The sequence below is a fragment of the Streptomyces sp. Y1 genome, assembly GCF_041053115.1.
GTDB classification, from domain to species: domain Bacteria; phylum Actinomycetota; class Actinomycetes; order Streptomycetales; family Streptomycetaceae; genus Kitasatospora; species Kitasatospora rubellomurina.
Map to the genome: position 1 here is coordinate 7,912,368 of NZ_CP163445.1, position 26,209 is coordinate 7,938,576.

The following is a 26,209-nucleotide window of genomic DNA, read 5'->3' on the forward strand; positions in this document are numbered from 1 at the left end:
CTGGTCAACCGCACCGGGTACGCGATGACCTTCTTCACCAAGGCCGGGTTCGGGAGCAACGAGCTGGTGGTTCCCGATGGTGGTGCCCTGGCCAACCTGAGCGCGCAGGTGGACACCAGCAGCAGCTGGTACGCGGAAGTGCGCTGGAACAACAGCATCAGGTCCCTCCGCATCGAAGCCCCCGCCGACGCACCCCGGACCGACCAGGGGATCAACGCCCCGTACGTGCGGGCCGGCGCCGTGGTCAAGGCGGACAGCAGCGTGGTGCGGGCCAAGGCGGTGTCGGCGGTCACCAGGCCCCACGGGGCGGAGCGATCCGCCCCGCCCCGGCTACCTGGTGCCAGCCACAAGGAACAGGGCAGCATGATCCGCCGCACATCATCTGGCGGAACAAGCACGCCGCCGACGAACGCCTCCGCGAAGTCGTCACCAGGGCGAACGTTGCCTGATGCGGCATAAGCTCCCGAAACGACATAGGTGTCCTCGATTCCGGGCCGGCCCGGGCCGGGCGCGGGCGTCGGGGAGGCGACCCTTCAGGCTGGGCCGCCGACGACGGGCAGGCGGGACCGAACCGTCGTGGGAGCCGCGCGGCTGCTCAGAGCTGGGACAACCGCTCCTCGTAGGCCAACGAGTTCGGCCCCCAGCCGTCCACCTCATTGCCGTTCACGTCCACGGTAGCGTCCATATAGCCCATGGCATAAAGGACCGCCAACGCCACCGCCTGGGCATCGTGGTCGTCGATTTCGTGGACGGAGTAGCGGAGCGAGTTCTGCACACGGCCACAGAGGTTGGCAGCGACACCGAGAACGGAGAAGCTTGACCTGCGCAGACCAGAGGCCTCCAGGGCACTACTGCCGCCACGCAGGATCTCGCACGCGGCGTCGAAGGCCTCGGCAAAGTCCGTGGCGGCATACGGGCCGGACTCGCTCATGTGCATACGAAGAAAATGGTTCTTGATGAGCCAGTCCCGCAGGTTGTCCACCTGCAGGACGAGCCGCTCGGCCGCTTCCACCCACCGGAAGGGGGAGCAGCTGCGCATGAGCAGCCTTTCGAGTTCGGTCAGGTCCTCGGGAATGCGGTCGGCATCGTCCATCGGAGGCGGTCTCTCTGTCGGAGTGCCAGGACTCGGTGCCGCCGAGGACAGGTTGGACCCTGATGGTTCTGCAGACACGGATACCCCGGTTGATCACAGGCGAGTGGCAAGCATGCCACCGGCTGCCCGCTACCGGCTACCGGTAATACCTGCGACGGGTGGGTGGGGCAAGCCCTCAAGGACTGGGGGCGAACGTTGCCTGATGCGGCACTAGTAGTGCTTTGTTACGTGCTGCGCGGGGTCTGGTTGGGGTGGGTGTTTGGCGGTTCGCTGTCGGTGTGACTCCGGACGAACTGGCAGTTTTACGCGATGAGTTGGAGGAGTTCGCGGCGGAGATGTTCGCACCGCTGCGGCGCTCGGATCAGCAGGACAAGGGCTTGAGCTATCTGCGTGGCCTGTTGCTGGACGGACGGCGCAAGTCGATGCAGCCGATGGCCGAGCGGTTGGGCATTGACCACCAGCGCCTGCAGCAGTTCATCACCACCCCGACCTGGCCTCTGGGCGAGGTCCGCGCCCGCATTGCCCGCCGGGCGGTGCAGGCGCTGGCGCCGCAGGCCTGGGTGATCGACGACACCGGGTTCCCGAAGGACGGCACGAGCTCGCCCGGGGTGGCCCGCCAGTACTCCGGGACACTCGGCAAGGTCGGGAACTGCCAGGTCGGGGTGAGTGTCCACGCGGCGACCGACCGGGCGTCCTGCCCGCTCGACTGGCGGCTGTTCCTGCCCGCCGCCTGGGACCCGGAGCATGCCGCGGACCCGGCCGCCGCCGCCCGCACCGGGCGGCGGCGGGCCCATTGCCGCATCCCGGAGGGAGAGGGACACCGCCCGAAATGGCGCCTCGCGGTGGAGATGCTCGACGAACTCGCCACCTGGCACCTCACGCCGCCGGTCGTGGTCGCCGACGCGGGCTACGGCGACAACGCCCACTTCCGCGCCGCCCTGGACGAGCGAGATCTACGGTGGACGGTGCAGGTCAAGGGCCTGGCAACCGCCCACCCGCTGGACGCGGTCACCCACCGGCTGCCCTACAGCGGCCTCGGCCCCCGCCCCAAGCCCCGCTACCGCACCCGCCCGGTCCCGCTGGCCGAACACGTGCGGGCCGCCGGCCGGGCGGCGGCCCGCACGATCACCTGGCGACAAGGCTCACGCGACCACCTGACCGGCGACTTCGTCGTCCTGCGGGTCCGCCTGGCCGGACGCTGCCCCCGGCTCGAGGAGGACGGCACCCTGCCGGTGTGCTGGCTGCTGGCCCAGTGGCCGTCCCATCTGGCCGCGCCGTCCCACTACTGGGTGTCCAACCTGCCCGCCGACACACCGGTCGAGGACCTGGTCCGCTTGGCCAAGATCCGCTGGCGGATCGAGCACGACTACCGCGAGCTGAAGACCGCCCTGGGCCTGGACCATTTCGAGGGCCGTTCCTGGACCGGCTGGCACCGCCACGTCACCCTCGTCACCGCCGCCCACCTCTTCGTGACCCTGGCCCGGAGCCACCCAAAAGTGCCTGCTCGGGCATGACCCTCTACCAGGCCGTCAGAGCCCTCCAACAGCTCCTGGCGACCTGGAGCGGCACATGCCCGACCTGCCACCATCCGATGTCCAGACCAAGAGCAGCCCCGACCTAACAAAGCACTACTAGTCGTCGTCCTCGGACTGGGCTGTCCACCACAGGTCGATCCGATAGGTTTCCAGTGTGTCGTGGTGGGCCGCGAAGACGGTGTCCGAGTCGAGTTGTCCTTCCGGCGTGGCCAGTTCGACACGCAGGTTGCTCTGCTGGTCCTCGGCGGCCTGGCGTCCCTTCCAGGAGACACGCCCTTCGTAGACTCCCGGGCGCGGCATCTGGAGATCGCCGGCGATTTCGGGTGAGAACGCGCGGATGACTACGCATCCTGTGGGCGTGTCGAGTTCCACCTCGCGTTCGCCCTCGGCTTCCCAGGTGCTGTCGGCCGGTGCCGGGCCGTCCCACACGCGAACCACGATCTCGGCGGGGGCGGTGCCCTGAAGGCTGTGGATGTAGACCTGGGTGCCTGTCCCGGCGACCACATCGCGTCGGCTTCTGACGAGTGCTTCGTCGCTGGGTACGGTGGCATCGGAGTCGTAGACCACGATCTTGCCGTTGTCGGGCCAGGCTTCGGTGCGGTATTCGAGGAGGACTGGCACCACTTTCTCCCTGCTGATCTGACTGGTGGTTCGGCTACGGGATGATCTTCACGTAGAAGGGGTCGTTGTCCAAGAGCCGGTTGACGGTGTAGACCTCCGCGATCTTGTTGCCGCCCTTGCCGTTGTCGTCGCCGTCTATGAGGCGTGCGGAGTATCGGTTCACGGCTTTGCCGGAGCTGTCCTTGCTGTTTGCGCCTTCTTTGGTGGAGGCGAAGGGGTACTCGTCGCACTCCAGACCGGACTTCGTGTAGTCGCCCCAGATGTCTTCGCAGGTCTTGATCGCGGCGGCGCGATTCTTCTTCTGCGCTTCCGGGTCGATGAGGCGATGCAGGGGCTCCTTGGCTCCGGGAATTGTCTTGGCTGCGAAGGATGGGAAGGTTCGTTCGGGGTTGTTCTGAGCGTCCGATATGTGCCGCGCGCTCTCCCGCACCGCCGGGTCGGAGAGCTTCATGACGAGCTCGACGCGGGCAGCGGTGAAGACGGTTCCCTTGTACTTGCCAGCTGTGGGGCCCGCGTAGTCGAAGCGGACGTCGGAGTACGCAGCGTCCGTGTCCTGATATCCCCTCGAGGGTGCGCTGGGCGACTTGACGTTCATCGACATGGTCACGGTGGTGTTGACGATCTGCTGGTTTCCCTGGTCGTACAACGGACCGTTGTCGGGCGAGGTATAGGTGAGCGTCCAGAGCGGATTCGCGTTCCAGCTGCCCAGGAGATCATCGCGGCGCTGCGTGCCGGGGCCGTGACGGGGCCGCCGAGGTAGGTGAACTCTTGGTTGATGGACCACGTTTTCGCGTTTTCGCCGTTGACGGTCTGGACGATGATGTCTTCCACACTGGCGACGTAGTCGACCTTGCGCTGTCCGTCGTAGGCGAAGCCGAGGAGCCAGGCCTCGAACTGGAGGCGGCCGATGGTATCGGTGCCGTCCTCCCGACGCAGCACCACGTCGTAGTGGCGGTGTACGCAGGTTTCGAAGCGGTTCTTGACCCAGCCCGCTGGCGAGTTCGCTTCTGGCTGCTTGGCGCATTCCTGCTTGAGATCGGGGTCGTCGGCGGGCGATGCAGCCGCCTCGTGCCGGGGAGTGGCGCCAGCGTCGTGGCCTTGCTGTGCGGCGATGTACTCGGAGAAGGGAACGGGCGGACCGAGTCGTGCGAGTTCCTCCGCGGACACGGTGGATGCAGGAACGAACTCGATGGCGTGGGGGCCCTGAGCAGCGGCCGGGCTGGCGGCGATTGTGCCGGCGGCGAGCAGGACGGCACAGGCGCCTGTTCCTATGGCTCGTAGGAACCGGTGGATGGGTCGGACGTTCACGAAGTGGACTCCTAACGTGAGGGGCGACTGATCAGGGCAGTGGATGGCATGGCTCGATCTGGGATGGGCCTCCGCGCGTTACCGCGGGCACGCTGGACCCCAACAGGCGTCTACGAGTTCGCCCGTGGCCTGGGTGTAGGCCACGGCGAGACCTTCGACTCGGGAGCCGGCCTGCTGTCGGCCGCGGGTGGGCGCATCGGAGGTGATCACCCACAGCGGGGTGTCGGTGTCCCACCTCGCGGCCACGCGGCGCCCACTGGAGTCATCGGCAACGGTTCCCGCGCTCACCCGCAGCGAGTCCACCGGAACGCCGAACTCGGCAGCGGTACGTAGCCTGAGGTCGTCGACGTTCACGTCGGCGGCCAGCGCCGGAGGCAGGCCGTTGCCCTTGCGCCGCAGCGTCGTGGCGGACTGGTCGGCGTTGCATTGTTTCGCCGTGCGTAAGCAGTCAGCGAGGCCGGGCACCGTGGCCACACAGGCGTCGGGGGTGTTCTGCAGGCAGGTGTGGAGCGTGCCCTGGTCGACACCGTTGAAAACCGTGGGTTTGTTGAGCGCGGGAGCCGCCAGGCTGCGCCCCGAGAGCGGGGCGACGGGGCCGGTTGCGGCCAGTGGCTTGCCAACACTCCAGGAGACCGTTCCGGCCGGAGACGGCAGCGGCTGCGCATTGGCCTTCTGCTGGGCGATGAAGCAGTACGGCGCGGTGTACGGCGTGCCGCTGGGGCCGAGTTCGCCGCACTTTCCGAGGCCAAGTTGCGTGGCGGTGTTAGCGGGAGCGAAGCGGCCCCAGACCTTGTTCTCGTCCATCCGCTGGACCCGGTCCTCGAAGACCGGCACGTCGACGTGCTCGGGGTGGTTGACCTCCAGACCGACGTCGATCCGGTTTCCCTCGGAGGCCCGGGAGACGGGCTTCTGCCCGGTGGTCGTGCCGACCGAGTTGAAGTCGTAGAACACCTCCCACTGGTCGCCGTTGTCCTGGCGCTGGAGGAGGTAGCTGTGGTTCCTGCCGTCCGCCTGGTTCGGACCGACGCCGACGTTGATGGCCGTCTCCCGGCCGCCGCCCTGGTCGGGCACCTCTTCCCAGTGCGGGGCGTAACTGGCGCTCTGAGCGCCAGTCTTCTGTGCGTACAGGCCTATTCGCACCGTGGCGAATGAGGAGATGTCGGGCGTGACGGTCAGATAGTTCGGAGCTCCGACCATGGTGTTGGTGTTTGTTGCTGGAGTCGAAGGCGATCGGCAGGTTGCGCCAGGTGGCGAACGCGCCGCGGATCGGCTGTCCTGCGTTGGCGCAGAGCATCGCCCACTGGGTGATCCTCGCGCTGTACATCCCGGTGCAGTCCTGCGTCGGCGCCTGCGCCGACGCGGTGGGCGCTGCTGACAGCACGGCCGCGACGGCGCCGGTCCATACTCCGGCAGCCGTCAAGGCACGCCTGGTTCGTGTCACGGGTCCCCTCCAAAGTCCTGAGACAGTGGAACGGACACTAACGGTCATGTCATCATCAAGTATGGGTATATTGATCGCCATGACGGCTTTCCAGCCAGACGCCGACAGGCGAGGCACGTGATCGCCCAACACCCCTACGCGACCGCATGGCAAGCACGTACGCGTTCAACGAACCCGCAGTCAGGACGGCGTCTGCATTCGTCCTCATGTGATCGACCCGGGCACTGCAAACGCCGGCGCCGCTGACTCTCTCGACCAGCCTCCACCTCTCCTCTCGGCGATGTCGGCCCGTACCAGGCTGGCCTGATCACGCTCTAGAAGGCACTGGCCTGGGCATTGGAACCTCGCCTCCGAGGGCCCGATGAAGATCTTGAAGACGCCTCCGGCCTGCGCCAGTTCATACTGGCTGGCACCTACTGGCAAACCGGAGTGAACCGGACATCCGGAGCAAGACCTGCAGCTGATCCCAAAGCGGCCCCCAGGCCCGGCCACCCCACTCCAGCTACAGCGGCAGCCGAGACCTCAAGGTCTCGGTTTCTTGGTTGCTCAACTACCCGGAGGCGCAAGCGAGTTGGACGTTTTCGACGAGAGCGGGGTGCGGCGGAGGATTGACAGTTTGCCAATGTTTACTTTGTGCACAAGCATCCGTTTTCGCTCATCAGCGTTCATGGGCGCTCATCGGGCGTGGTCCCAAAGTGGTCCCAGGGCCAGCGACCCCGTCGCAGCTACTGGCGGTGACCGAGATCTGTCGGTCCTTCAGCAAGCACGGCCGTGCGATCCCGACAGCCGCTGCGCCGACGACGCCGCCCAGCCTGCAGCACCGGTTCCTGCGAGCGGATCACGGTCGCATACCCACCGACTACGGATCGTGATCTTCTGGGCGGTGTGTCGTCTTGAGCGTGTCTTCGCCAGGTGGTTCTGACGTGCTCGCGCACCGCCGCTCCAGGCGGCGAACTCGCGAAGGCCGATGCCGCACGAAAGCCCGCCTACCCGCCGACCGCACCGAGGTCGCGGACGCAGGAGAGGGAACGGCGCGATGGCGTGACGGCCTGCCTCGCTGATGATGATGCTGCGATGGTGCCACACCTCGTTGGTGTGGGACGGTGCCTCGGACGCCATCAACGGCGTGAGGAAGTCAGCGCTGCGATGGTGCCGCACTCGCAGGTGCGGAGACGGCTGAATGACCATCACGGAGCCGAGCAGCATGGTGGCGGTGCTGCGACGGTGCCGCACCTCGCAGGCGTGGAGACGGGGGCGTGTGCTGGCGCTGGTGATGCTGTCGGAACACCTGCTGCGACGGTGCCCCACCTCGTGGGTGTGGAGACGGTCTGGGCGAGGTCCTCCTGACCCGCCTAGTACTCCAGCAGGACCTCGACGTTTTGCCTGTTCAGAGGGCAGTGCGGTGGAGTGTAGTGGGCTGGTGATCGATCAGGGGCAGTCTTCATGAGGCCGCCCCTCGATCGTGTGCACTCGGCGTTGATAGTGGCAGCGGCGGGCGAAGGCCTGGCGTTCCCGTCGCCAGATGGACCAGTTCAAGGCATGAGTGCGGGGCGAGCACCGAGGCGGACGCGGGCCGTGCGGCGGACCAGTTGCCATGAGTCGCCGGACCTCCGCCACGGTGAGGTCGATCATGGGGCGGGAACCGTTTCTGCAGCCCCCTTTGACGCCGCTGCCGCCATTGCGGCCAGGAAGGCGTGGGCGAGCATGGCCAAGGTGATGTGTCGCATCCAGCCGGTGTAGCGGCGGACCTCGTACTGGTCCAGGCCGCGGTGGCGAACGGCACGCCGAGCCGGTCGGCGCAGGACCGGACCGATCCGCCGCCGATCACCTTGACCAGGTGGACAGGCACCGCACGTCGCAGGGCCTCGTGCGTTTCGGGGGATGCGTCGAAGTGCTGGTGGAGCCACTCTTCGGGAAGGTGCTGGTGGCTGATCGACGTACCGTCCGGTGACAACTACCCCGCTTCGGCACAACTACTGCGCCGAAGCACGTTAGCTGTCACTTGAGCACGACACCTGCCACCGATGCGCGAGCCAGGACGGTGGGGCGTGCGGAGGCATGCCCCCGTCCTATGCCGCTGTCCTTGCGCGGGCCGCGCAGCGACCGGGCGCGAGTTGGGCGGATCGCGACCTGGTGCACCCCGGAAGCCGGAACTCACGCTCTGGTGTGTACGGGAACCGAAGCGCACGCTGAGGTCGGATGCCCCTCCTGCGGCCCCGACCGTGTTCCGGACCGGCCGTGGACCCTGTGGGCGCCGTCCCTCACTCATCCCCTCACCACCGCATCGAGGCGCGGCTGGGTTCCCCGGTTGTCCGGACCGGGACCGCCGTTCCCGTGCACCGGCCGCCCGTCACCGGGCCCCGAGCTCGCCCGGCCCGGCCTGCCGGCGATCGCCAGCAAGCACAGCACCAAAGGGGAACCACCGTGAGCACTCCCGTCCCGTCCCGCATCACCCTGGTGAACGGCAGCTTCGAGCAGCCCACCGTCACCACCGGTGTCGGGTTCTTCCCCGACGCCTCCCAGCCGCAGCCCAACCACGTCCCCGGCTGGCTGACCACCGCCCCCGACCACCAGATCGAGATCTGGCACGACGGCTTCAACGGCGTCCCCGCCGCCGTCGGCACCCAGTTCGCGGAGCTCAACGCCAACTTCGTCTCCACGCTCTACCAGGACCTGGCCACAACCCCCGGCGCCGTCCTGTACTGGCGGCTGTACCACCGCGGGCGGCTCGGGCAGGACACCATGGCCCTGGACATCGGCGCCCCCGGCGCGGTGATCGAGCAGCGCCAGTTCACCGACGGCAACACCGCCTGGGGCTTCTACACCGGCACCTACACCGTGCCCGCCGGGCAGGCCACCACCCGCTTCGCCTTCCGCTCCGTCTCCGCCGCCGGCGGCAACCAGGGGATCGGGAACTTCCTCGACGGCATCTTCTTCGGCACCGCCCCCTCCGTCACCCTCACCAAGGAAGCCATCCCCCAGGGGCCGCTGCAGGTGGGCGACGTGATCACCTACCGGATCACCGCCCGCAACGAGGGTGGCGGCAACGCCGAGGCCCTCGTCCTGACCGACACCATCCCGGCCGGCACCACCTACCTGCCTGGCTCGCTGCGCATCACCAACGGCCCCAACGCCGGCGCGAAGACCGACCCGGCGGGCGACGACCAGGCCTCCTTCGACCCGGCGGGCAAGCGGGTGGTGTTCAACCTCGGCAACGGCGCCACCAGCGCCCAGGGCGGCAGCCTGCCCAACACCGACACCCTGCCGAACGGGACGACGGTGGAGTACCGGGTCACCGTCGACGAGGCCAGCGCCGGCGGACAGGTCGCCAACACCGCCACCGCCACCTACGAGAACCGCCTCGGCCCCACCCCGCAGCCGCTGACCGCCACCTCCAACGAGGCCGACACCCAGGTCCTCCCGGCCGCCGACCTGAGCGTCACCAAGTCCGCGGACACCACCACCGTCACGGTCGGCCAGACCGTCACCTACCGCGTCACCGTCCGCAACGCCGGCCCCAACACGGCCACCGGCGTCACCGTCACCGACGCCCTCCCCGCCGGCCTCGTCTTCATCTCCGCCACCCCCACCGCCGGCACCTACAACCCCGGCACCGGGCAGTGGACCGTCGGGACGCTGGCCGTCGGCGCCACCGCCACCCTCACCCTCCGGGCCAAGGCCACCACCACCGGTCCCGTCACCAACACCGCCACCGCCCACGGCAACGAGAAGGACCCCCACCCGGAGAACAACACCGACTCCGTCACCGTCTGCGTCAAGCCGGCGCCCACCTGCAACCCCTGCCCGCCGCCCTCCGGTTGCACGGCACCGTGACCTCCGCACGCGCCTCCGGCCTCGACGGCTGGACCAAGGTCGGCTGACTGAAGATCAGCTACTGACCACCCACGGGTACCGGCCGGTCACGGTCGACACCCCCTCCGGTGGCCGGCCGACGACGTTGGCCGGCCACCGGTCCGTACCGGGTCTTCAAACAGGGGCCACTGACAGATAGCGCGATCCGTCACAAGGGGGAGGTGTGCCGAATCCCGATGGACGTCATCAGCGCAGGAATGTCGTCACCAGGCTCGCCGAGTCGGCCAGGACGGCTTTTCGCATCGTCGCTCCGTCCGGGCGATCCGCGTCCGCCCGTAGGAGTTCGGGCGCGGGACGGGGAACGTTCTCCTCCCGACCGAGGACCAGGCCACGAGGAGGCCGTAGTGCAACGCACCCGCAGAGCCGCACGGACGATCAGTACGTTCCTTGCCGCAGCCCTTCCCCTGTCCGTGCCGTGCGCGCTCACCGCCCCGGACGCGCGGGCCGACGGCGGGCCGGCACCGGCGACCCGCGGCGTCGGCCAGCAGCCGGGCCACCCCGCCGTCCTGTACTCGGGCCAGGAGCGGACGGTGGCCGCGTACTGCCCGCAGGGGACGAAGCCCACCGGAGGCGGAGCGTCTGTCGACAGCGACCTGCGCAGCGCCGTCTACTTCCGCAAGTCCCTCCCGGACCCGGCGGGCAACCGCTGGGTGCTGCTGGCGTACAACGCCAGCCCCGACGTGCAGACCGTCCACCCCAAGGTGATCTGCTCGACCGACAGCACCCTCACCTACGAAGCCAGCAAGGAGACGCCGCTCGAACCCGGGGAGAGCGGGTACACCACGGCGAACTGCTCCAACACCCGCTTCGTGGTCGGCGGCGGCTTCGAGGGCGGCGACCGGACCTTCGTCACCTCCTCGGGCTCCCTCAACGGCGGAGCGTGGGCGGTGCGCATGAAGTACACCGACTACCGCCCGGACGCGCCGCCGTCCTTCCAGCGGTCCGTCGCCGTCTGCTCCGACACACAGCCCACCTGGAAGTTCGGCACCACCGTCGACCTGGCGCCCGGGGAGGTGGGAAACGCCACCGCGGAGTGCCCCGCCGGGCAGGTACCGCTCAGCGGCGACACGCACGGCGGCACCGATGTCCTGCTGACCACCTCGGCCCCGACCGCGACGGGCTGGACGGCGTGGGCCAAGAACGACGGCTTCGACCCGCGCACACTCTTCGTCGATGTGCTGTGTACCACCCCCTGACCCTGAAGGTCAGACAGCGGAGGGCAGGACAGTTCCAGGGGGCAGCGTGCGCGACTCGTCCGCGGGCGACGCTGCCCTCTGCCCGTCCTCCGCGCCGACGCCTCGCGCTGGCCGCGCCCCGGGTCGTGACTACCTCGAACGCCTCGAAGCGGGGTGGGGGACAGGGGCGCGGTAGGGCGTGCCCTTGGGGCGGTGGGAGGGTGCGTTGCCTCGTGCCCGCGACGGAGGTCCGCCCGTGGTCGCCGACGAGGCCTTGGCGGAGGCGGTCACCACCGGAGCGGACGCGAGGCCGTCGTGCGTCGGCCGGTGCAGCGCCTCGGCGGTGGCGTGGACCAGGCGCGGGACGAGGGCGGAGACGGGGCCGGCCTCCCACGAGCGGTCGCGCAGCAGCCGGGCCAGGTGAGCGGGCACGGATCGGCCGTCGTCCTCCAGCCGGGCCATCCGGGCCGCCAACAGCGGCCACTGGCGGGCGTTCACCAGCAGCGCGGCCTCCCGTTCCCGCCCCGCCAACGCCAGATGGACGCATCGAACGTAGCGCGCGTTCTCGGCCTCGCTGACACCCAGCTGCGCCAGCGCCCGTCGACGGTCGCCGAGGTCGAGGTCCGGCGGCAGGTCCAGACCGACCGTCAGCGGGCCGTACGAGCGAACCGCATCCCGGCTCGACCCGGCCGACGTACGCCGGCCCGCGTCGAGCACCCGGCTGATCGCCTGGTCGACGCCGACGCCCTCGGCGTGCGCGGCCGCCAGGAGCTGCCGGACGTCGACGCCGCGTTCCCGCAGCGCGTTCATCGTGGCCGCCAGCCCGGGCCACGCGGGGGAGGACAGGATCGCCTCGCGAACCGGACCCGCCGGCATCGTCGAGCGCAACAGCCGCGCCCACTCCTCCGTTCCCTCCGCGGCGGTCCGCGCCGCGTCGGCCGCCACCGCGTCCCGCACCAGAACGGCGATCTCGCCCACCCGAGGGAGGAACTGCTCCAGGTCGACACCGGCACGGCGCAGCGCGACCAACTGCTGCGCCATGGCCGGCCAGTCCGCGCCGGACATCAAGGCCCAGGCCACGTCGGGGGAGACCAAGGCCTTGAGATCGCCGGCCGCTTCAGGGACGGCCTGGTCGGGCGGCGGCAACGGCTGCTCACCACCCGCCCTGCGTTGGGCCGCGCGCCGCACCGCGTCCGCCACGGCCAGGACCAGGCGGACGGCCATGGCGGAGGTCTGCACCGCCTCGCCGACCGCCTCGGCGAAGGGCTCGCCCGGATAGGGCATCGTCATCGTGCTCTCCCGTCTCAGCGGACCCGGTTGGGTCCGTCCCGATCACTGCGAAGGTGTGCGGCGGCTGCTGGCGGCGAGGGAGGCGTTCTGGCGCCGCCCGGAGCAGCCGGTGGGGGATCGGACGCACGGTCGTGAGCGGCGAGCCAGCCGTCCAGCCGCCAGACCAGCACCTGGGCGATCGAGCCCGCCGAGTGGAGCTCGCGTCGAGCCGCCACGGCCGCCAGGACCGACCCGGCGTCGATGCCCAGCCGCTCCAGGGCGGCAAGACGCTGGCACAGGTCCGGCCAGGCGGGATCCATCAGCACCGTCGACGCGTGGGCAGGAAGAGCCCTCGTCAGCAGAATCGCTCCGTCCGACTCCGTCCCCCGCCGCGCACGCGGCCGGGCGACGTCACCCGCCGCCGCTCCGGTGCCCACCTCCACCGCCTCGCGCAGCACCCGCCCCGCCCGCCCCGCAGCCTCGGCCTGCAACTCGAACCCCTGCTCCTGGTGCCAGCGCTGCGCCGCCGCGACGGCCGTGACGAGGGCGAGGAGGAAGCCGAGGAACGCGGCCGTGTCGTTGCGACCCGACGCCGTGGCCGCCGAGGAGAGGATCCGCGCCGACGAACGGAACAGCGCCCGCGCCTGCCCGTCGAGGTCGCGCTTGCCCGGTGCCCGGGCGGCCCGCTCGAACGCGGTCGCGCACTCGCGCAGACGGGCTCGGGCGACGGGCGGCGCAGCGCCGGGTGCCAGGACGAGGAGATCGCCGAGCGCGGCCACGTCCCCGGCCCCCCGGGGCGCTCCCGCCCCGCCGAGGTGCTCGGAGGCCGCGAGGACGCTGCGTTCGAGCATCGGCCAGAGCGCGGACGGGGACACCTCCGGTGTCGGGGCCGGCAGGTGCTGCCAGCGCTCGCGAACCCGCGGGAGCGACAGGTCGTAGGCCAGACTCGAACCCCCGAACCACACCGCGCGATGCCCCCGATCGCGGTCGCCCGGCAGCGCCACCGCATAGCCCGTGGGGGAGCCGCCGCCAGGGGCGGCACGGCGGGCGACCCGCACCCCGGAGGAGCGGAGCCGGGCGAAGAAGTCCTCCTCGTCCGCCGCGCCGGCCGCCGCCACACGGACGGTCCGTTCGAGCTGCTCGCGCACGCTCTCCGTAAGCCGTCGACGTACGGCCTTGCGCGTCTCGCCGGTCGTGGGCCACCGCTTGGCGGTCCGGTCCCCGGACGTCAACCGGCGCAGACCCCACCTCGCCTCGAACCGCCGGGCGAGCTGCTGCATGCGCACGATGTCCTGCCACAGATTGGGCTGGATCCCGTCCTGGCGCGCCTTCGTCGCCACGATGTGGATGTGGTCCCGCGCATGACGAACCGCCACCCACCGGCAACCCCACAGATCCCCGTGCGGGGCGATGCCCGCCGCGGCCATCATCCCCCGCGCGACCTCGGCCCACTGCTCGTCCGACAACACCGGATCATCAGGCGCGACCCGCACCGCGACGTGGTAGACGTACTCGGACGGCACACTGCCCCGCAGCGCCCGAACCGGCGCGTCGAGCAGCAGCGCCAAGTCCCCGATCGCCACCTCCGCCGACCGCGCCGGATCGGGCACCCACGGCGCCCAGGCCGCGACCATCCGGGGATCCTCGTGCTCGTCGCGCTTGCCCGGGCCGTACAGGTAATGCAGCAGCCCCGAGGTGTCGCTCCCGCCCCTCGCCCGCTTGGGAATCACCAGCGCGCCGCCCGCTCCCGCATCAGCTGCAACGTGGCGCGATCGACCCGCCGCACGGCCTCCTCGACGAACCGCGCCACCGAACCGGCATCGCCCCCGCCCACCCCGGCCGACTCACCGAGGCGGACCAGCTCCCCGCGCGACCGGATCAGCTCCTCGAGCACCTCGCGGGCATCCGCCGACACCGGCACCAGCTGGTCCTTCGCGACCGCCAACGCCTTGCGAGCGGCCCAAGCCGACACCGCCATGCCCTCGCGTTTCGCGGCCTCCCGCACGATGGTCAGCTCGGCCTCGTTGTACGCCAGATTCACCCGGTACGACCGCGGCGACTCCATCTGCCGCTCCCGCCGCCGCGCCCCCTGACCAGCACCCACCTCGACCCTCCTCGACCTCACGGAACCGCCGCGCGGAGGGACAGCGATCGCGGCCCCTCCCGCCGCGTCACTCTGCTGCGCCGACGCATCGTCCGCCCGCCGCTACGCCGGTGTGCGAACCGAAAATCGCTGACACGGGTGACCCTCCGGAGTCGATCCACGATCAGGGACGATCGTGCCCGTACGATCCCGGCCATGACGAGAGAAGACGAGTTCCTGCGACGGATGCGCGAGATCCAGGACGACCGTGAGAAGGCCATCGTCCCGCTCGCCGCCATCATGACGGAGCGCCGCCGCCTGAAGGACCTGCTGGCCGAAACCGAAGCACCGTACGGGCGGGCCTACGCCGCCGCCGAGGCCGCAGGCTGGAGCGTCGAGGAGCTCTCAAGACTGGGTGCGGAAACGCCCACCCGCCGTCCCAAGGGAAGGCCCCGGAAGCACGCCTCGGCCGCCAGCAACGCGATCCCGGCTCCGTCGTCCGGTGACACGGAAGCCGCGGCGGCGGTGCACAGCCCGGCCGATTGACGGTCATCGGGCGGGCCAGCCAGCGAGTTAGTGTCATTTGTGACATCAATCCCCGGCCGGAGGGCGCATCGGGTTCGGCTCCAACCCGCAGGCGTCGCGCCGGGCCGGCGCTGCTGACGCGCGGCGGCGGCCCCGCCGGAGCGGCGGGGCCGCCGGGGGGGCTCAGCGGTGGAAGACCTGGAGCTCCCGGACCGCGTCGTTGAAGTTGCCGCCCAGGGCGGGGGCGGGCAGGTCCATCGTCTTCTCTGCGCTGAGGGTGGACCACAGGTGGACGGCGTTGCAGTTGTTGTAGCCCTTCATCGACGAGACGCTGAGCGCCACGTCGATGTAGTTCACGAGGTGGTAGCCGCTGGCGTCGCAGCCACCCGCGTCGCCGTAGAAGGCGTAGATGACGCCGCCGCCGTAGTCGACATCCTTGAACTCCTCCAGCAGCAGGGTGCGGTCCATCCGCTGCTCGGCCGGCCGGTCCACGCCGTCCGCCTGGGCGAGGGCGTCCTCGCGGGAGTCCGCCGAACACGCGCGCCCGAGCATCGGGGACCGGCCGTCCGCGCCGGGCGCGTGGCCGAGGACGGCGGCGCAGTACTGCACCGCCGGGATCGGCAGCGGGCGGGAGGGGAGCGGTGTGGCCGGGGCGGCGGGTGCGACGGCGACCGACCCGGTGAGGGCGAGGCCGGCGGCGAGCACGGGTCCGACGATCCTGCGCGCGATGCGCATGGGGTACCTCCGGAGCGGTGGGTGGGACGGTGGCCGGGGACTCGGCCGCCGCGCCCATTCGACGGGCGGCTGGGCCCTGTTGACGATCCGACACACCGTCTGCCGCACTAGTCGTACGTATGCCACCGGATCGACCGGCGGGTCCGCGCAGGCCGCGGGTTACGCCCAGCAGCGGCCGGCCGAGTCCGAGGTCGTCATCGGAGCAGTGCGAAGGTCAGGGCGGCGGTGCCGCCGAGTGCTGTGCCGGCGAGGATCTGGGCGTTCGTGTGGGCCTTGAGGACGAGGCGGGACCAGCCGATCGCGGCGGCGGCGAGGGCGGCGGGGAGCATCCGGGGGCCGAAGGCGAGCAGGAGGATCATGACGGTGCCGCCGGCCACCGAGTTGTGGATGGATATCTGCCAGCCGATGGTGACGAGGAGGGAGGACACGAGTCCGACGAGCATCGCGACCACGAGCGCGGAGACGTCGGCCGGTGCGTCCAGGACACGCAGCAGGGTGATGCCGGCGGCCACGGATATCAGGCTGAGGGTCATCGGGACGACCCGCTGCCGCCGGACCCGTATGTGCTTGTCGGTGAGCTCGCCGCGCTTCACCCCGAGCAGGATGATGCCGATGGGGACGACACCGCAGAACAGGGCGGCGAGGAGTCCCCAGCCGAGTCCGGTCCAGGAACGGGTGCTGTGCCAGCCGACGAGCAGGAGCAGCGCGATCACGAGGTTGGCCGGAGCCAGGGCGTCCGTGATGATCTTGGCGGCCTTCTGCGCGGGCGTGGACTCGGCGAAGGCGGGCGGTGCGGGCGGGGTGAACGTCACGGGGTTGCTCCGGTGAGATTGGTGAGTCGCTCAAGACGTCCAGCGGCAGGGTCGCTGGCTTCCGACTGTGCCTGCGCTCGCCGATCAGTGCCCTTTCGCGTCCCTCGCGCGTCCTCGTTCCTTCAACTGGTCCAGTGAGTCCACGTATTTGAGCATCAGGCGGGCGAACTCCAGGCGGTCGTGTTCGGCCCAGTCGGCGGTGATGTACTCGAACGCGGCGCGCTGGTGGCGGCGGAACCGGGCCATCAGCTCGGTGCCCTCGGGGCTGAGGTGGAGGACGGTGCGGCGGCCGTCCTGCTGGGAGGCGGCGCGCAGCAGGTAGCCGGCCTTGATGTTGTCGGTGACCATCCGGCTCGCGACCGAGGGGTCGACGCCGAGGAGTTCGGCCACGGCGCCGACGGTGATCTCCTTCTCGGAGTCGCGGGTGTGCTCCATGACGAGGCCGAGCACCAGGGTGCGGCTCAGGTCCTTGGCCGAGATCGGGTTCTCGACCTCCAGCAGGGAGGTGCGGCGCAGCTTTCCGAACGCCGGGCCGACCGCGTTCAGCAGTTCGTCGGCCGTCAGCTCCCCGGTCGCCGGCTGCTCCTGCGGTGCGTCGTTCGTCGTCATGCGCCCATCCTAGTATCCATGACCTCAGGAAGGCATGTGTTGACATGAAAATACGTGCATGTGAGCATGCATATGTTCGCAAGCATCGTTGCGACAGCCGATGCCATCACTTTCGGGGGTTCCCATGACCGTTCTCATCACCGGTGCCCGGGGCAAGGTCGGCCGCGCCGTCACGAGCCGTCTGCGCGCCGCAGGCCGGCCCGTCCGTGCCGCCAGTGCCGATCCGGCCCGGCTGACCGTTCCGGCCGGTGTCGAGGTCGCCGAGCTGGTCCTCGACCGGCCGGAGACCTTCCCGGCCGCGCTCGACGGCGTGCGCGAGGTCTTCCTCTATCCCGAGCCCGGGGGCATCGACGCCTTCGTCGAGACCGCCCGGGCCGCCGGTGTCGAGCACATCGTCCTGCTCTCGTCCTCCTCGGTCCTGGCGCCCGGAGCCGAGAGCGATCCGCTCGCCTCGCACAGCCTGCGGGTCGAGCGCGCCCTCGCCGCCTCCGGCCTGCCCTGCACCTTCCTGCGCGCGGACGCCTTCGCCAGCAACGCCCTCGGCTGGTCCCACCCCATCGGCCAGGGACAGCCGATCCGGCTCGCCTACCCCGACGCGCACATCGCGCCCATCCACCCCGAGGACATCGCCGACATCGCGGCCGAGGCGCTGACCGGCGCGGCCCTCAAGGGGCGCGCCGTCACCCTCACCGGCGGCCAGTCCCTCACCTTCCGCGAGCAACTCGCCGTGCTGGCAGGCGTCCTCGACCGCGACATCACCGTCGAGACGATCACCCACGCCGAGGCGGAGCAGCAGATGAGCCGCTTCATGCCCGCCCCGATGGTCCGCTCGCTGCTCGCCCTGTGGGCCGCCGCGTGCGCCGGCCCGGCGCCGATCGCCGAGACCACGCACACCCTGCTCGGCAGGCCGGCGCGCACCTTCCACCAGTGGGCGACCGAGAACGCCGCCGCGTTCACCGGCCGCTGACCTCGACCGACCCACCGCACCCGAAGGAGCGCACGATGAAGCCCATCGGCTACTGGCTCAGCCGCACCGACAAAGCCCTCACCGAGTGCATGGACGGAATGCTCGCCGAGTTCGGTCTCACCCGGACCGCGTGGCAGGTCCTCAACGTCGTCCGCGACACGCCCGAGGCCACCGACACCGACATCCGCACCGCCCTCGCGGCCAACGTCGACGCCGCCACCCTGGCGGCCGCCGTCGACACGGTGCTCGCCGGTGGTTGGACGGCCCGTCCGGCCCCGGGCCGGCTCGCCCTCACGGCGGACGGCAACCGTCGCCTCGCCGACGTCGAACAACGCGTCGGCGCCTTCCGCGCGCTGTCCACGGCCGGGATCACGGCCGAGGAGTACGGCACCGCGGTCAGCGTCCTCGAGCGCATGACCCACAACCTCGAAGGCCGCTGACCCAGGGGTCCGGGCACCGGCCGGATCCGCAGGGTCAGGCCGGCTTCCAGGACCGGGTCGACCCGGCGCTCCTTCCACGGTCACGTACGGAAATCCTCTGCCGCTCCCCGCTAATGGCCCGATAAGGTGACCGCAGGTGTGCCGGGAAGTCTGGTCGGCTCGGGGGACGACTGCGGCGATCGGCGGCGGTGACCCCGCTCGTCGTCGTGAGGTAGTAGTCCCGATGCACGTTGTGGGGATCGTTCTCGTCCTGGTGGTCCTGGCCACGGCGGTGGCCACCTTCGCCCGGCGTCTGCGGGTGCCCGCGCCCTCGCTGCTGGTGCTTGCGGGTGTCGGGGCGGCACTGATACCCGGCGTCCCCGGGCTGCACGTCCCGCCGCAGATCATCGGCATGGTGGTCCTGCCGCCGCTGCTGTACGCCTCCGCGGAGGAACTGTCGATGCGGGACCTGCGCACCGTCTGGCGCCCGGTGACGATCCTCTCCTTCGGCCTGGTCTTCGCCTCCGCGGCCGCCGTGGGCTTCACGGCCGTCGCCGTCGCCGGGCTGCCGCCCGCGATGGCCTTCGTCCTCGGCGCCGTGCTCTCCAGCACCGACCCGGTGGCCGTCACCGCGCTCGGGCGCCGCCTCGCCCTGCCCGGACGCGTCCAGGTTCTGGTGCAGGCCGAGAGTCTGTTCAACGACGCCACCTCACTCGTGCTGTTCAAGGTCGCCATCGGCATCGCCGCGGCGGTCGGCGCCTCGGTGAGCGTGCCCGGGGCCGGCGGGGAGTTCCTGCTGCTGGGAGGTGGCGGGAGCCTCGTCGGTGCGGCCGTGGCCGGCCTGGTGTGGCTGGTGCGCCACCGCACCACCGACCCGGTCCTGGAGACGGTGATCGCACTGGTCGCCCCGTACGCCGCGTACGTACTGGCCGAATCCGCGCACACCTCCGGCGTCACCTCGGTCGTGGTCGCCGGAGTCCTGCTCGGCCGGTCCGGACACCGACTCACCAACGCCCACATCCGCCTCCAGTTGCACGCCGTCCACGCGGTGGTGGTGTTCCTGCTGGAGAGCGTCGTCTTCTCCGTCGTCGGGCTGGAACTGCCCGCCCTGGTCCGGGACCTCCCCGCCGGGACCGGGCTCTGGCCGCTCCAGGCCCTCGCCCTCGCCGCCGTCCTGATCGCCGTGCGGGTGCTGTCCACGCTGCCGCTGACCCGCGCGGTCAAACCCGCCCAAGGCGGCCGGCTGTCCTGGCGGGTCGCCGGGGTCGTCACCTGGGCCGGGACCCGCGGGGTCATGCCGCTGGCCGCCGCCCTGTCCATCCCGCTCGTCGCCGACGACGGCACCGAGCTCGCCGGCCGTCCGCTCGTCCTGGTGCTCACCACCGCCGTCGTCGTGTTCACCCTCGTCGTCCAGGGCCTCACCCTGGCCGCCGTGGTCAACCGCTCCGGACTCGCCCTCGAACCCGAACACACCGCCCGCGAGGAGGACGACGCCCGCGACGCCCTCAACCGCGCCGCGCTCGTCCACGTCGACCACATCGCCTCCCTGGAAGCGATGCCCGTCACCGCCGTCGACCGCGTCCGCCGTGGCCTCACCGCCCGCCTCGACCGCACCCCCGAAGCCCCGGACGGCACCACCGCCGACTCCGCCTACCGCCAGTTGCGTCACGAGGTCATCGCCGTCCAGAGCGGCGAACTCCACCGCCTGTACGACGAGCACCGCATCAGCGACACCACCCGCCGCCGCCTCCAGCACGACCTCGACCGCGAGGAAGCTGCCCTCGGGACGCCGTGACCCCGTGCGCTTCGCGGGCCGGTCTCCCGGCGTGCGGGCGGGGTGGCGGTGGTCAGCTTCGCGGCGGCCGGTCGCCGTCGCGCGACGTCACCTGGTCGTCGGCCAGGGGAAGGGCGAGCTCCGCCCACACGGTTTTGCCCCCTCCCGTGGGGGTGGTCCCCCAGGAGGTGGTGAGCCGGTCGATGATGCGCAGGCCACGGCCGTGCGGTTCGTCCGCCGCCGGGAGCCGCCGCATCCGCGGCGGGTCGGGTGCGGCGTCGGTGACGGCGATCCGCAGTGTCTGCCGGCCGGGGTCGAGGCGGAGGTCCAGGGCGAGGGGGCCGCCGGCGTGATGGGCGGCGTTGGAGAGCATCTCGGCCGTCACCAGCAGCGCGTCGTCGACGGCCGTGCCCTGCGCGTCGGGCCGCCAGAGCGTCATCGCCGTCCGGGTGAACGCGAGGCCGCGGCGTGCGCACCCCGTGCTGCCCAGCGGGAAGTCGAGGCGGTCGTGGAAGGCCGGGGCGGCAAGCGGTCTGGGCATGAGGGCTTCCGTGAAGTCCGTGTCGGGTCCGGTCCGGCGTGTGCCCGGTCGGAGACGTACTACACCCTGGGGGAGGGTCTCCGATGGCGCACCGCCTGCTCCAGGGACGGGTAGACCGGGAAGACCGCGGTCTCGGTGATCCGCAGGACGCGTCGCACCGCGGGGCTGGGCGCCGCCAGGACCACCACGGCGCCATCGGCGTCGGCCCGGCGGCGGGCGGTGAGCAGGGTGTCCAGGCTGCTGCAGGTGAACAGGGTGACGGCGGACATCTCCACGGCGAGCAGGCCCGGGCCCCGGTCCAACGCCTGGGACAGGGCGTCCCGGACCTGCTGTTCGTTGTCCATGTGCAGGTCACCGGCCAGCGAGCACACGACGGCGCTGCCCGTGCGGGTGATCTCGATTCTCAGGTCCGGCTCCGAACACACGCGTTCCGCGTGCTCTCGGTATGCGGTCACGGCACTGCTCCAAGCAAGCCCACCGAAGGCTCCACCCTCAGGGGCGGGCCGGGGCATCGAACCCGCGCAGATGGGCGGGGGGACAGTGCGGCGACAGCCGACGGGCATCCGGAACGCCAGGATGACGAAACCGGTCACCCAGCCACTACCCCGCACAGCCGGACGCACACCACATCCGTCCCGACAACCGCCACGAGGAGGAAGTCCACGGTCGTGGTCGCGCTCCTGCACGTGCTGCCGCGCCCCGCTCCGGCCCTTCACCGCCCCGGGGCGTCGAGCGGAGTCCACCGAGGCCGCGGACACGCCCTCGAAAGGATGAGGTGCCGCACCGCGGCGGCGGTGAGCCGCCAGGGTAGCGGTCATGATCAACATGCGAATTCGGGCTGCCGCCAGCGCAGTTGCCGTCACCTGCGCCGTCGTGCTCGCCCCCGCGAGCCAGGCCGTCGCCGCGCCGGCGGCGGCCCCGGCCGACACCGCCCCGTTCCGCTGCCTCGACCCCGGAGGGACGGGGCTCTGGAGCGGCCCCCAGTGCGACGGCCTCGTCGTCCGCGAACTCGGCACCGAGGCCGTCGCCGTCGTCCTGGACGGCCGCCGGATCGACTTCGCCGACGAGGCCGAGCTGCGCGCCGCCGACTGCGCCGACCACCGGGCCGTCACCCTGCCCGCCGCCGTCTTCGAGCACATCCCGGCGGGCCCGGACCCGCTGTACGCCGCTGTCGACCGCCGGGTCGACGTCCCCCGGATCACCCCCGCGCCGCACTGGCGCAAGGACTGCCACCCGCTCTTCCGCTCGGACGGCCGCGACCCGTCGGTCATCTTCGACCAGGGCTTCGCCCCGAAGGACACCGTCAACGGCCAGTACGACGTCACCAGTTACGTCCTGCAGAACCAGCCCTCGCCGTTCGTCAGCACGACCTACGACCCCGAGCTGTTCAAGAAGTGGAAGAAGGTGCCCTGGGACTACTTCATCGACGCCCCCGGCGGCCTCGACGTCAACGCGACCATCGGCGACCAGCACCAGTACGCCGACCAGGTCGAGGTCGCGTTCCCCGGCGGCGTCGACCGCCACTTCATCCGCCGGGCCTGCCCCGTCGACCGGGCCACCGCCTCCCTGGTCGAGTCGGGCTGCGTGGACAACCCGAACTACCGGCCCTGGCTGCACTGACCGCACACCCCACCGCCGCCGCGTGAACCGGACGGTTCCGTGACGCGGGCGGCCCCGGCGGGCTCTCCGAACCCCGCCGAGGCCGCCCGAGGCCGTCCCCGGCCGCGCCCTACCGGGCCAGCAGCGCCCGGAGCGCGTCGGCGACCAGGCCCGGATCCTCCTCCGCCATGAAGTGACCGCAGTCCACGGTGCGGTGGACCAGGTCGGGCGCCCAGGCGCGCCAGAGGGCGGCCGCGTCGAAGCCGAGCGCCGCGCCCCAGTCCTGCTGCAGGACGGCCACCGGCATCCGGAGCCGCCGCCCGGCGGCGCGGTCGGCGGCGTCGTGGTCGACGTCCGCACCGGCCGAGGCGCGGTAGTCGGCCACGATGGACGGGACGGCCGCCCGGCAGGCAGCCAGGTAGGCGGCCCGCACCTCGGCGGGGATCGCGCCGGCGTCGCGGCACCACAGGTCCAGGAAGTGGCCGAAGAACCCGTCCGCCGACGCCGCGATCAGCCGCTCCGGGAGGCCCGGCGGCTGGGCCATCAGGTACAGGTGGAAGCCGACCGCCGCCGACCGGCCGCGCATCACCTCCCACATGTCCAGCGTCGGCAGCACGTCCAGCGACGCCAGGTGGGTCACCCGGTCCGGGTGGTCCATGGCGGTGCGGAAGGCGACCAGCGCACCCCGGTCGTGCCCGGCGAGCGCGAACCGCTCGTGGCCGAGGGCGGCGGCGAGCGCGACGACGTCGGCGGCCATGGTGCGCTTGGCGTACGCGAGGCCGTCCGAGGTCTCGGCGGGCTTGTCGCTGGCGCCGTAGCCGCGCAGGTCCGGGCAGATCACCGTGTGCTCGGCGGCGAGATCCACGGCGACGTGCCGCCACATCAGGTGGGTCTGCGGAAAACCGTGCAGCAGCACGACCGGGCTGCCCTGGCCGCCCACCGCGGCATGCAGGGCGACCCCGTCCGCGACGGGCACCCGGCGGTGGTCGAAGCCGGGAATGGTGACGGTCATGACGGGACCTCTCGTTCGGGGGAGCGGGGGAGCGGGAGTGGGTGGGGGACGAGCGGGGGAGTGAGCGGACGGCACGAGCCTGCCGGGTCCCGATCAGCAACCGGCCAGCGCGATAGCCTGACCCGCGGGAACGGCAGGCCCGACCTGCGGAAACGACAGGAGGGCAGCGATGACGCAGGTCACCTTCGGCGTGCTCGGCGCACTCACCGCCGATCGGGACGGCACGGCCCTCGCCCTCAAAGGCCCCCGGCACCGGGCCGTGCTCGCCCGCCTGATCGTCGCCCGCCGCCGCGTCGTCCCCGTCACCCGCCTCATCGACGACCTCTGGCCCGACCCGCCACCCGCCGCCCTCGGCGCCCTGCGCACCTTCGTCGCCGACCTGCGCCGCACCCTCGAACCCGAACGGCCGCCCCGCGCTCCCGCCCGGCTGCTCGTCACCGAAGGCCCCGGGTACGCGCTGCGCCCCGCGCCGCACGCCGTCGACGCCTGGCGCTTCGAGGCGGCGGTCGGCGCGGCGGCCGAGCTGCCCGCCGACCGGGCACTGGCCCGCCTCGACGACGCCCTCGCGCTGTGGTGCGGCCCCGCCCACGCCGACCACGCCGACCAGGACTGGGCCCGCGCCGAACGCACCCGGCTCACCGAACTGCGCCTGCGCGCGGTCGAACAGCGCGCCGCGGCCCTGCTCGCCCTCGGCCGCGCCGCCCAGGCCGTCCCGGACCTGCGCGCCCATCTCGCCGACCACCCCTGGCGCGAGGACGCCTGGCGGCTCCTGGCCCTCGCCCAGTACCGCACGGGCCGACAGGGCGAAGCCCTCGCCGCCCTGCGCGAGGCCAGAACGGTGCTCGCGGACGGCCTCGGGCTCGACCCGGGCCACGCGCTGCGCCGCCTGGAGGCGGACATCCTCGCCCAGGACCCCGGGCTCGACCTCGCCCCGATGGCGGCCGCGACGACGCCGGGCGGGACGACGTCGGCCGCGACGACGCCGGCCGGGCTCTGGCACGAGGCCGCGACGGCGTACGACCGGACGCTGGCCGTGGGTGCGCGGGCGCGGCTGGAGAGCACCGTGGGCCTGATGCGCGGCCTCGCCGTGAGCGGCGGCAGCGGCCTGCGCGCGGCCCGCGAGCACCGGATGGCCGTCATCGCGGCCGCCGAGCGGCACGGCGACCCGGAGCTCACCGCCCGCGTGATCGGCGCGTTCGACGTCCCGGCGATCTGGACCCGCAGCGACGACCCCGAGCTCGCCGCCCGCGTCGTCGCGGCCGCCGAGCGCACCCTCGACGCACTGCCCGCCGGGGACACCGTCGCCCGCTGCCGACTGCTCGCCACCATCGCCCTGGAGTCACGCGGCACCCGCGACCCGGGAGCGCCGCGCGCCGCGCGCGAGGCCGAGGCGATCGCCAGACGACTGCGGGACCCGGCGCTGCTCGCCTTCGCGTTGAACGGCCGGTTCATGCAGTCCTGCACCCGGGCCGGGCTGGCCGGCGAACGCGACGCGATCGGCGCCGAACTGGTCGAGCTGGCCGCCCGCCACGGGCTGACCACCCACGAGGTGCTCGGGCACCTGATCCGCCTCCAATCCGCCTGCGCGCTGGGCGACTTCGCGGCGGCCGAGCAGTGCGTGCGCGCGGTCGAGGAGCTGTCCGACCGTCATGAACTCCCCCTGGTGAAGGTGTTCACCGACTGGTACCGCGCGCTGCGGATCGCCGCCCTGGGCCCCGCCGTGGAAGCGGAGACGGCCTACCGGGCGGCGGCCGCGGGCCTGGACGGCGCCGGTATGCCGGGCCTGGAGACCGGCCTGCTGCCTCTGGCCTTGCTCGCCCTGCGCATCGAGGGCGGGGACCGTCGGCCCGCGGTGGACCTGCGCCAGGACTGGGGCCCGTACCGGCCCTGGGCCGAGCCGTTCGCCCTGCTCGCCACCGGCGACCGCGGCGCGGCCCGCGCTGCCCTGCGTGCCCTGCCGCAGCCGCCCGCCGACCTGCTGTACGAGGCGTGCTGCTGCCTGGAGGGCGTACTCGCCCTCGAACTCGGCGACCGCGAGGCCGTCGCGCGGGCCCGGGACCGGCTGCTGCCCGCCGCCGGTGAACTCGCCGGGGCCGGCAGCGGCCTGCTCACCCTGGGGCCGGCCGACCGCCACCTCCAGGCGCTCGACGCGGCGCTGCGGGAGGCCTGACGGCGGTCGGGTCGGGTCGGCGGGCGTCGCAGGCCGATCCGGCTACTGCCGATCCGGCTACTGCCGGTCCAGCCACCGCTCGACCCAGTCGAGGAAGTGGACCGGGCCGCTCGCCGGTGGCTCCTCCGGCCAGTGCGCCGCCGGGCGCCATTCGGTCCGCTCGGCCCACTCGCCGTCCAAGTCCCAGACTGTGCCGGCCAGTTCACCGGTCAGTGCCAGGACCGTCCACCGGCCGCAGCCCTGCTGGCCGATCCGCACCGCGCCGTCGAGAGGAAGCGGCCGCACCGGGTACGGGCGGGCGCGGACGTCCTGCGCGGTGATCGGGAAGGGGGCGGCCAGGTCGGGCACCGGGATGCCGTCGTCCGCGCAGTCGTCGCGGTCGAGCTGGACCTCGTAGCGGATCTTCTCCGGAGCCAGGAAGCCGCCGTACGGCCCGACCCCGAGCCCGATCTCCGTGAGGAACAGCGCGACGGCCGCCGGCAGCGGCGCGCCCAGGTAGGCCTCCAACTCCCGTACGGCGGCCGCGTCGACCGGGCGGCCGGACGACCGGGGAGGCCGACCCGGCCGCCCGGAGGCGAGCGCGGCCAGCCGCCGCTGAATGTCCGCCACTCGGCGGGCTGTCGGTTCGTTCGCCGTCCGTGTCACGCG

General features: G+C 71.8%; 24 protein-coding genes and 2 pseudogenes. 10 read left to right on the forward strand and 16 right to left on the reverse strand.

Going from position 1 to position 26,209, the window contains the following annotated elements; genetic code table 11:
- Positions 1-342: 342 nt before the first annotated feature.
- Positions 343-449: pseudogene (locus tag AB2U05_RS34455) on the forward strand (transposase); the annotation flags it as partial.
- Positions 450-595: 146 nt separating this feature from the next.
- On the opposite strand, the gene AB2U05_RS34460 reads toward AB2U05_RS34455, so the two are convergent.
- The gene (locus AB2U05_RS34460; protein ID WP_369185417.1) at positions 596-1,093 is read right to left on the reverse strand and encodes a hypothetical protein; all 498 of its coding nucleotides are present in this window, start codon (positions 1,091-1,093) and stop codon (positions 596-598) included.
- A 335-nt stretch (positions 1,094-1,428) separates the two neighbouring features.
- On the opposite strand from AB2U05_RS34460, the gene AB2U05_RS34465 reads away from it, so the two are divergent.
- The gene (locus AB2U05_RS34465) at positions 1,429-2,607 is read left to right on the forward strand and encodes an IS701 family transposase (RefSeq protein WP_369186045.1); all 1,179 of its coding nucleotides are present in this window, start codon (positions 1,429-1,431) and stop codon (positions 2,605-2,607) included.
- Positions 2,608-2,724: 117 nt separating this feature from the next.
- On the opposite strand, the gene AB2U05_RS34470 is transcribed toward AB2U05_RS34465, so the two are convergent.
- The 5 genes and pseudogenes from AB2U05_RS34470 to AB2U05_RS34490 form a co-directional block, all read right to left on the reverse strand.
- Positions 2,725-3,249 (reverse strand): hypothetical protein, encoded by a 525-nt coding sequence (locus AB2U05_RS34470; protein ID WP_369185418.1) that lies wholly within the window; start codon positions 3,247-3,249, stop codon positions 2,725-2,727.
- A gap of 34 nt (positions 3,250-3,283) precedes the next feature.
- Positions 3,284-3,895, reverse strand: coding sequence for a NucA/NucB deoxyribonuclease domain-containing protein (locus AB2U05_RS34475; protein ID WP_369185419.1), 612 nt, complete (start codon positions 3,893-3,895; stop codon positions 3,284-3,286).
- Positions 3,853-4,557, reverse strand: a complete 705-nt coding sequence (locus tag AB2U05_RS34480) for a hypothetical protein (protein ID WP_369185420.1) — start codon at positions 4,555-4,557, stop codon at positions 3,853-3,855. The genes AB2U05_RS34475 and AB2U05_RS34480 overlap by 43 nt, the downstream gene beginning before the upstream one ends.
- Positions 4,558-4,635: 78 nt before the next feature.
- The gene (locus AB2U05_RS34485) at positions 4,636-5,754 is read right to left on the reverse strand and encodes a hypothetical protein (protein ID WP_369185421.1); all 1,119 of its coding nucleotides are present in this window, start codon (positions 5,752-5,754) and stop codon (positions 4,636-4,638) included.
- A gap of 1,872 nt (positions 5,755-7,626) precedes the next feature.
- Positions 7,627-7,764: pseudogene (locus AB2U05_RS34490) on the reverse strand (IS701 family transposase); the annotation flags it as partial.
- Between the two features lie 658 nt (positions 7,765-8,422).
- On the opposite strand from AB2U05_RS34490, the gene AB2U05_RS34495 reads away from it, so the two are divergent.
- Entirely contained in the window at positions 8,423-9,832 is a 1,410-nt protein-coding gene (locus AB2U05_RS34495) for an isopeptide-forming domain-containing fimbrial protein (RefSeq protein WP_369185422.1), read from the forward strand.
- Positions 9,833-10,215: 383 nt separating this feature from the next.
- Positions 10,216-11,067, forward strand: a complete 852-nt coding sequence (locus AB2U05_RS34500; protein ID WP_369185423.1) for a hypothetical protein — start codon at positions 10,216-10,218, stop codon at positions 11,065-11,067.
- A 129-nt stretch (positions 11,068-11,196) separates the two neighbouring features.
- Here the strand turns inward: AB2U05_RS34500 and AB2U05_RS34505 are convergent, their stop codons facing one another.
- From AB2U05_RS34505 to AB2U05_RS34515, 3 genes are all read right to left on the reverse strand, one after another.
- Positions 11,197-12,336 carry a hypothetical protein gene (locus AB2U05_RS34505; protein ID WP_369185424.1) on the reverse strand — a complete coding sequence of 380 codons (1,140 nt, stop codon included), beginning with the start codon at positions 12,334-12,336 and terminating at the stop codon, positions 11,197-11,199.
- A 14-nt stretch (positions 12,337-12,350) separates the two neighbouring features.
- Positions 12,351-13,883 carry a mobilization protein gene (locus tag AB2U05_RS34510; RefSeq protein ID WP_369185425.1) on the reverse strand — a complete coding sequence of 511 codons (1,533 nt, stop codon included), beginning with the start codon at positions 13,881-13,883 and terminating at the stop codon, positions 12,351-12,353.
- A 158-nt stretch (positions 13,884-14,041) separates the two neighbouring features.
- Positions 14,042-14,419 carry a hypothetical protein gene (locus tag AB2U05_RS34515; protein ID WP_369185426.1) on the reverse strand — a complete coding sequence of 126 codons (378 nt, stop codon included), beginning with the start codon at positions 14,417-14,419 and terminating at the stop codon, positions 14,042-14,044.
- A 195-nt stretch (positions 14,420-14,614) separates the two neighbouring features.
- Between AB2U05_RS34515 and AB2U05_RS34520 the strand changes: the two genes are divergently transcribed.
- Positions 14,615-14,944 carry a hypothetical protein gene (locus AB2U05_RS34520; protein WP_369185427.1) on the forward strand — a complete coding sequence of 110 codons (330 nt, stop codon included), beginning with the start codon at positions 14,615-14,617 and terminating at the stop codon, positions 14,942-14,944.
- Between the two features lie 162 nt (positions 14,945-15,106).
- Here AB2U05_RS34520 and AB2U05_RS34525 read toward each other — a convergent pair whose 3' ends face one another.
- The 3 genes from AB2U05_RS34525 to AB2U05_RS34535 all read right to left on the reverse strand — a co-directional run bounded on the left by AB2U05_RS34525 (position 15,107) and on the right by AB2U05_RS34535 (position 17,079).
- Positions 15,107-15,658: a hypothetical protein gene (locus tag AB2U05_RS34525; RefSeq protein ID WP_369185428.1), complete on the reverse strand. Its 552-nt coding sequence runs from the start codon at positions 15,656-15,658 to the stop codon at positions 15,107-15,109.
- A 194-nt stretch (positions 15,659-15,852) separates the two neighbouring features.
- On the reverse strand, positions 15,853-16,470 hold the full coding sequence (locus AB2U05_RS34530) for a hypothetical protein (RefSeq protein WP_369185429.1): 618 nt from the start codon (positions 16,468-16,470) through the stop codon (positions 15,853-15,855).
- 84 nt (positions 16,471-16,554) lie between these two features.
- On the reverse strand, positions 16,555-17,079 hold the full coding sequence (locus AB2U05_RS34535) for a MarR family winged helix-turn-helix transcriptional regulator (RefSeq protein WP_369185430.1): 525 nt from the start codon (positions 17,077-17,079) through the stop codon (positions 16,555-16,557).
- A gap of 124 nt (positions 17,080-17,203) precedes the next feature.
- On the opposite strand from AB2U05_RS34535, the gene AB2U05_RS34540 reads away from it, so the two are divergent.
- The 3 genes from AB2U05_RS34540 to AB2U05_RS34550 all read left to right on the forward strand — a co-directional run bounded on the left by AB2U05_RS34540 (position 17,204) and on the right by AB2U05_RS34550 (position 20,260).
- Positions 17,204-18,046, forward strand: a complete 843-nt coding sequence (locus AB2U05_RS34540; protein ID WP_369185431.1) for an SDR family oxidoreductase — start codon at positions 17,204-17,206, stop codon at positions 18,044-18,046.
- A gap of 35 nt (positions 18,047-18,081) precedes the next feature.
- Entirely contained in the window at positions 18,082-18,486 is a 405-nt protein-coding gene (locus AB2U05_RS34545) for a MarR family winged helix-turn-helix transcriptional regulator (RefSeq protein WP_369185432.1), read from the forward strand.
- A 223-nt stretch (positions 18,487-18,709) separates the two neighbouring features.
- On the forward strand, positions 18,710-20,260 hold the full coding sequence (locus tag AB2U05_RS34550) for a Na+/H+ antiporter (protein ID WP_369185433.1): 1,551 nt from the start codon (positions 18,710-18,712) through the stop codon (positions 20,258-20,260).
- A gap of 52 nt (positions 20,261-20,312) precedes the next feature.
- Here AB2U05_RS34550 and AB2U05_RS34555 read toward each other — a convergent pair whose 3' ends face one another.
- Positions 20,313-20,780 carry an ATP-binding protein gene (locus AB2U05_RS34555; protein ID WP_107072931.1) on the reverse strand — a complete coding sequence of 156 codons (468 nt, stop codon included), beginning with the start codon at positions 20,778-20,780 and terminating at the stop codon, positions 20,313-20,315.
- A gap of 59 nt (positions 20,781-20,839) precedes the next feature.
- On the reverse strand, positions 20,840-21,235 hold the full coding sequence (locus AB2U05_RS34560) for an STAS domain-containing protein (RefSeq protein ID WP_369185434.1): 396 nt from the start codon (positions 21,233-21,235) through the stop codon (positions 20,840-20,842).
- A gap of 370 nt (positions 21,236-21,605) precedes the next feature.
- On the opposite strand from AB2U05_RS34560, the gene AB2U05_RS34565 reads away from it, so the two are divergent.
- A complete protein-coding gene (locus AB2U05_RS34565; protein WP_369185435.1) occupies positions 21,606-22,400 on the forward strand; it encodes an ADP-ribosyltransferase in 795 nt (264 codons plus the stop codon).
- A 109-nt stretch (positions 22,401-22,509) separates the two neighbouring features.
- On the opposite strand, the gene AB2U05_RS34570 is transcribed toward AB2U05_RS34565, so the two are convergent.
- Positions 22,510-23,391 (reverse strand): alpha/beta fold hydrolase, encoded by an 882-nt coding sequence (locus tag AB2U05_RS34570; protein WP_045695111.1) that lies wholly within the window; start codon positions 23,389-23,391, stop codon positions 22,510-22,512.
- Positions 23,392-23,560: 169 nt separating this feature from the next.
- Between AB2U05_RS34570 and AB2U05_RS34575 the strand changes: the two genes are divergently transcribed.
- Positions 23,561-25,561: a BTAD domain-containing putative transcriptional regulator gene (locus AB2U05_RS34575; RefSeq protein WP_369185436.1), complete on the forward strand. Its 2,001-nt coding sequence runs from the start codon at positions 23,561-23,563 to the stop codon at positions 25,559-25,561.
- Between the two features lie 57 nt (positions 25,562-25,618).
- Here the strand turns inward: AB2U05_RS34575 and AB2U05_RS34580 are convergent, their stop codons facing one another.
- Positions 25,619-26,170 carry a hypothetical protein gene (locus AB2U05_RS34580; protein WP_369185437.1) on the reverse strand — a complete coding sequence of 184 codons (552 nt, stop codon included), beginning with the start codon at positions 26,168-26,170 and terminating at the stop codon, positions 25,619-25,621.
- Between the last annotated feature and the right edge of the window lie 39 nt (positions 26,171-26,209).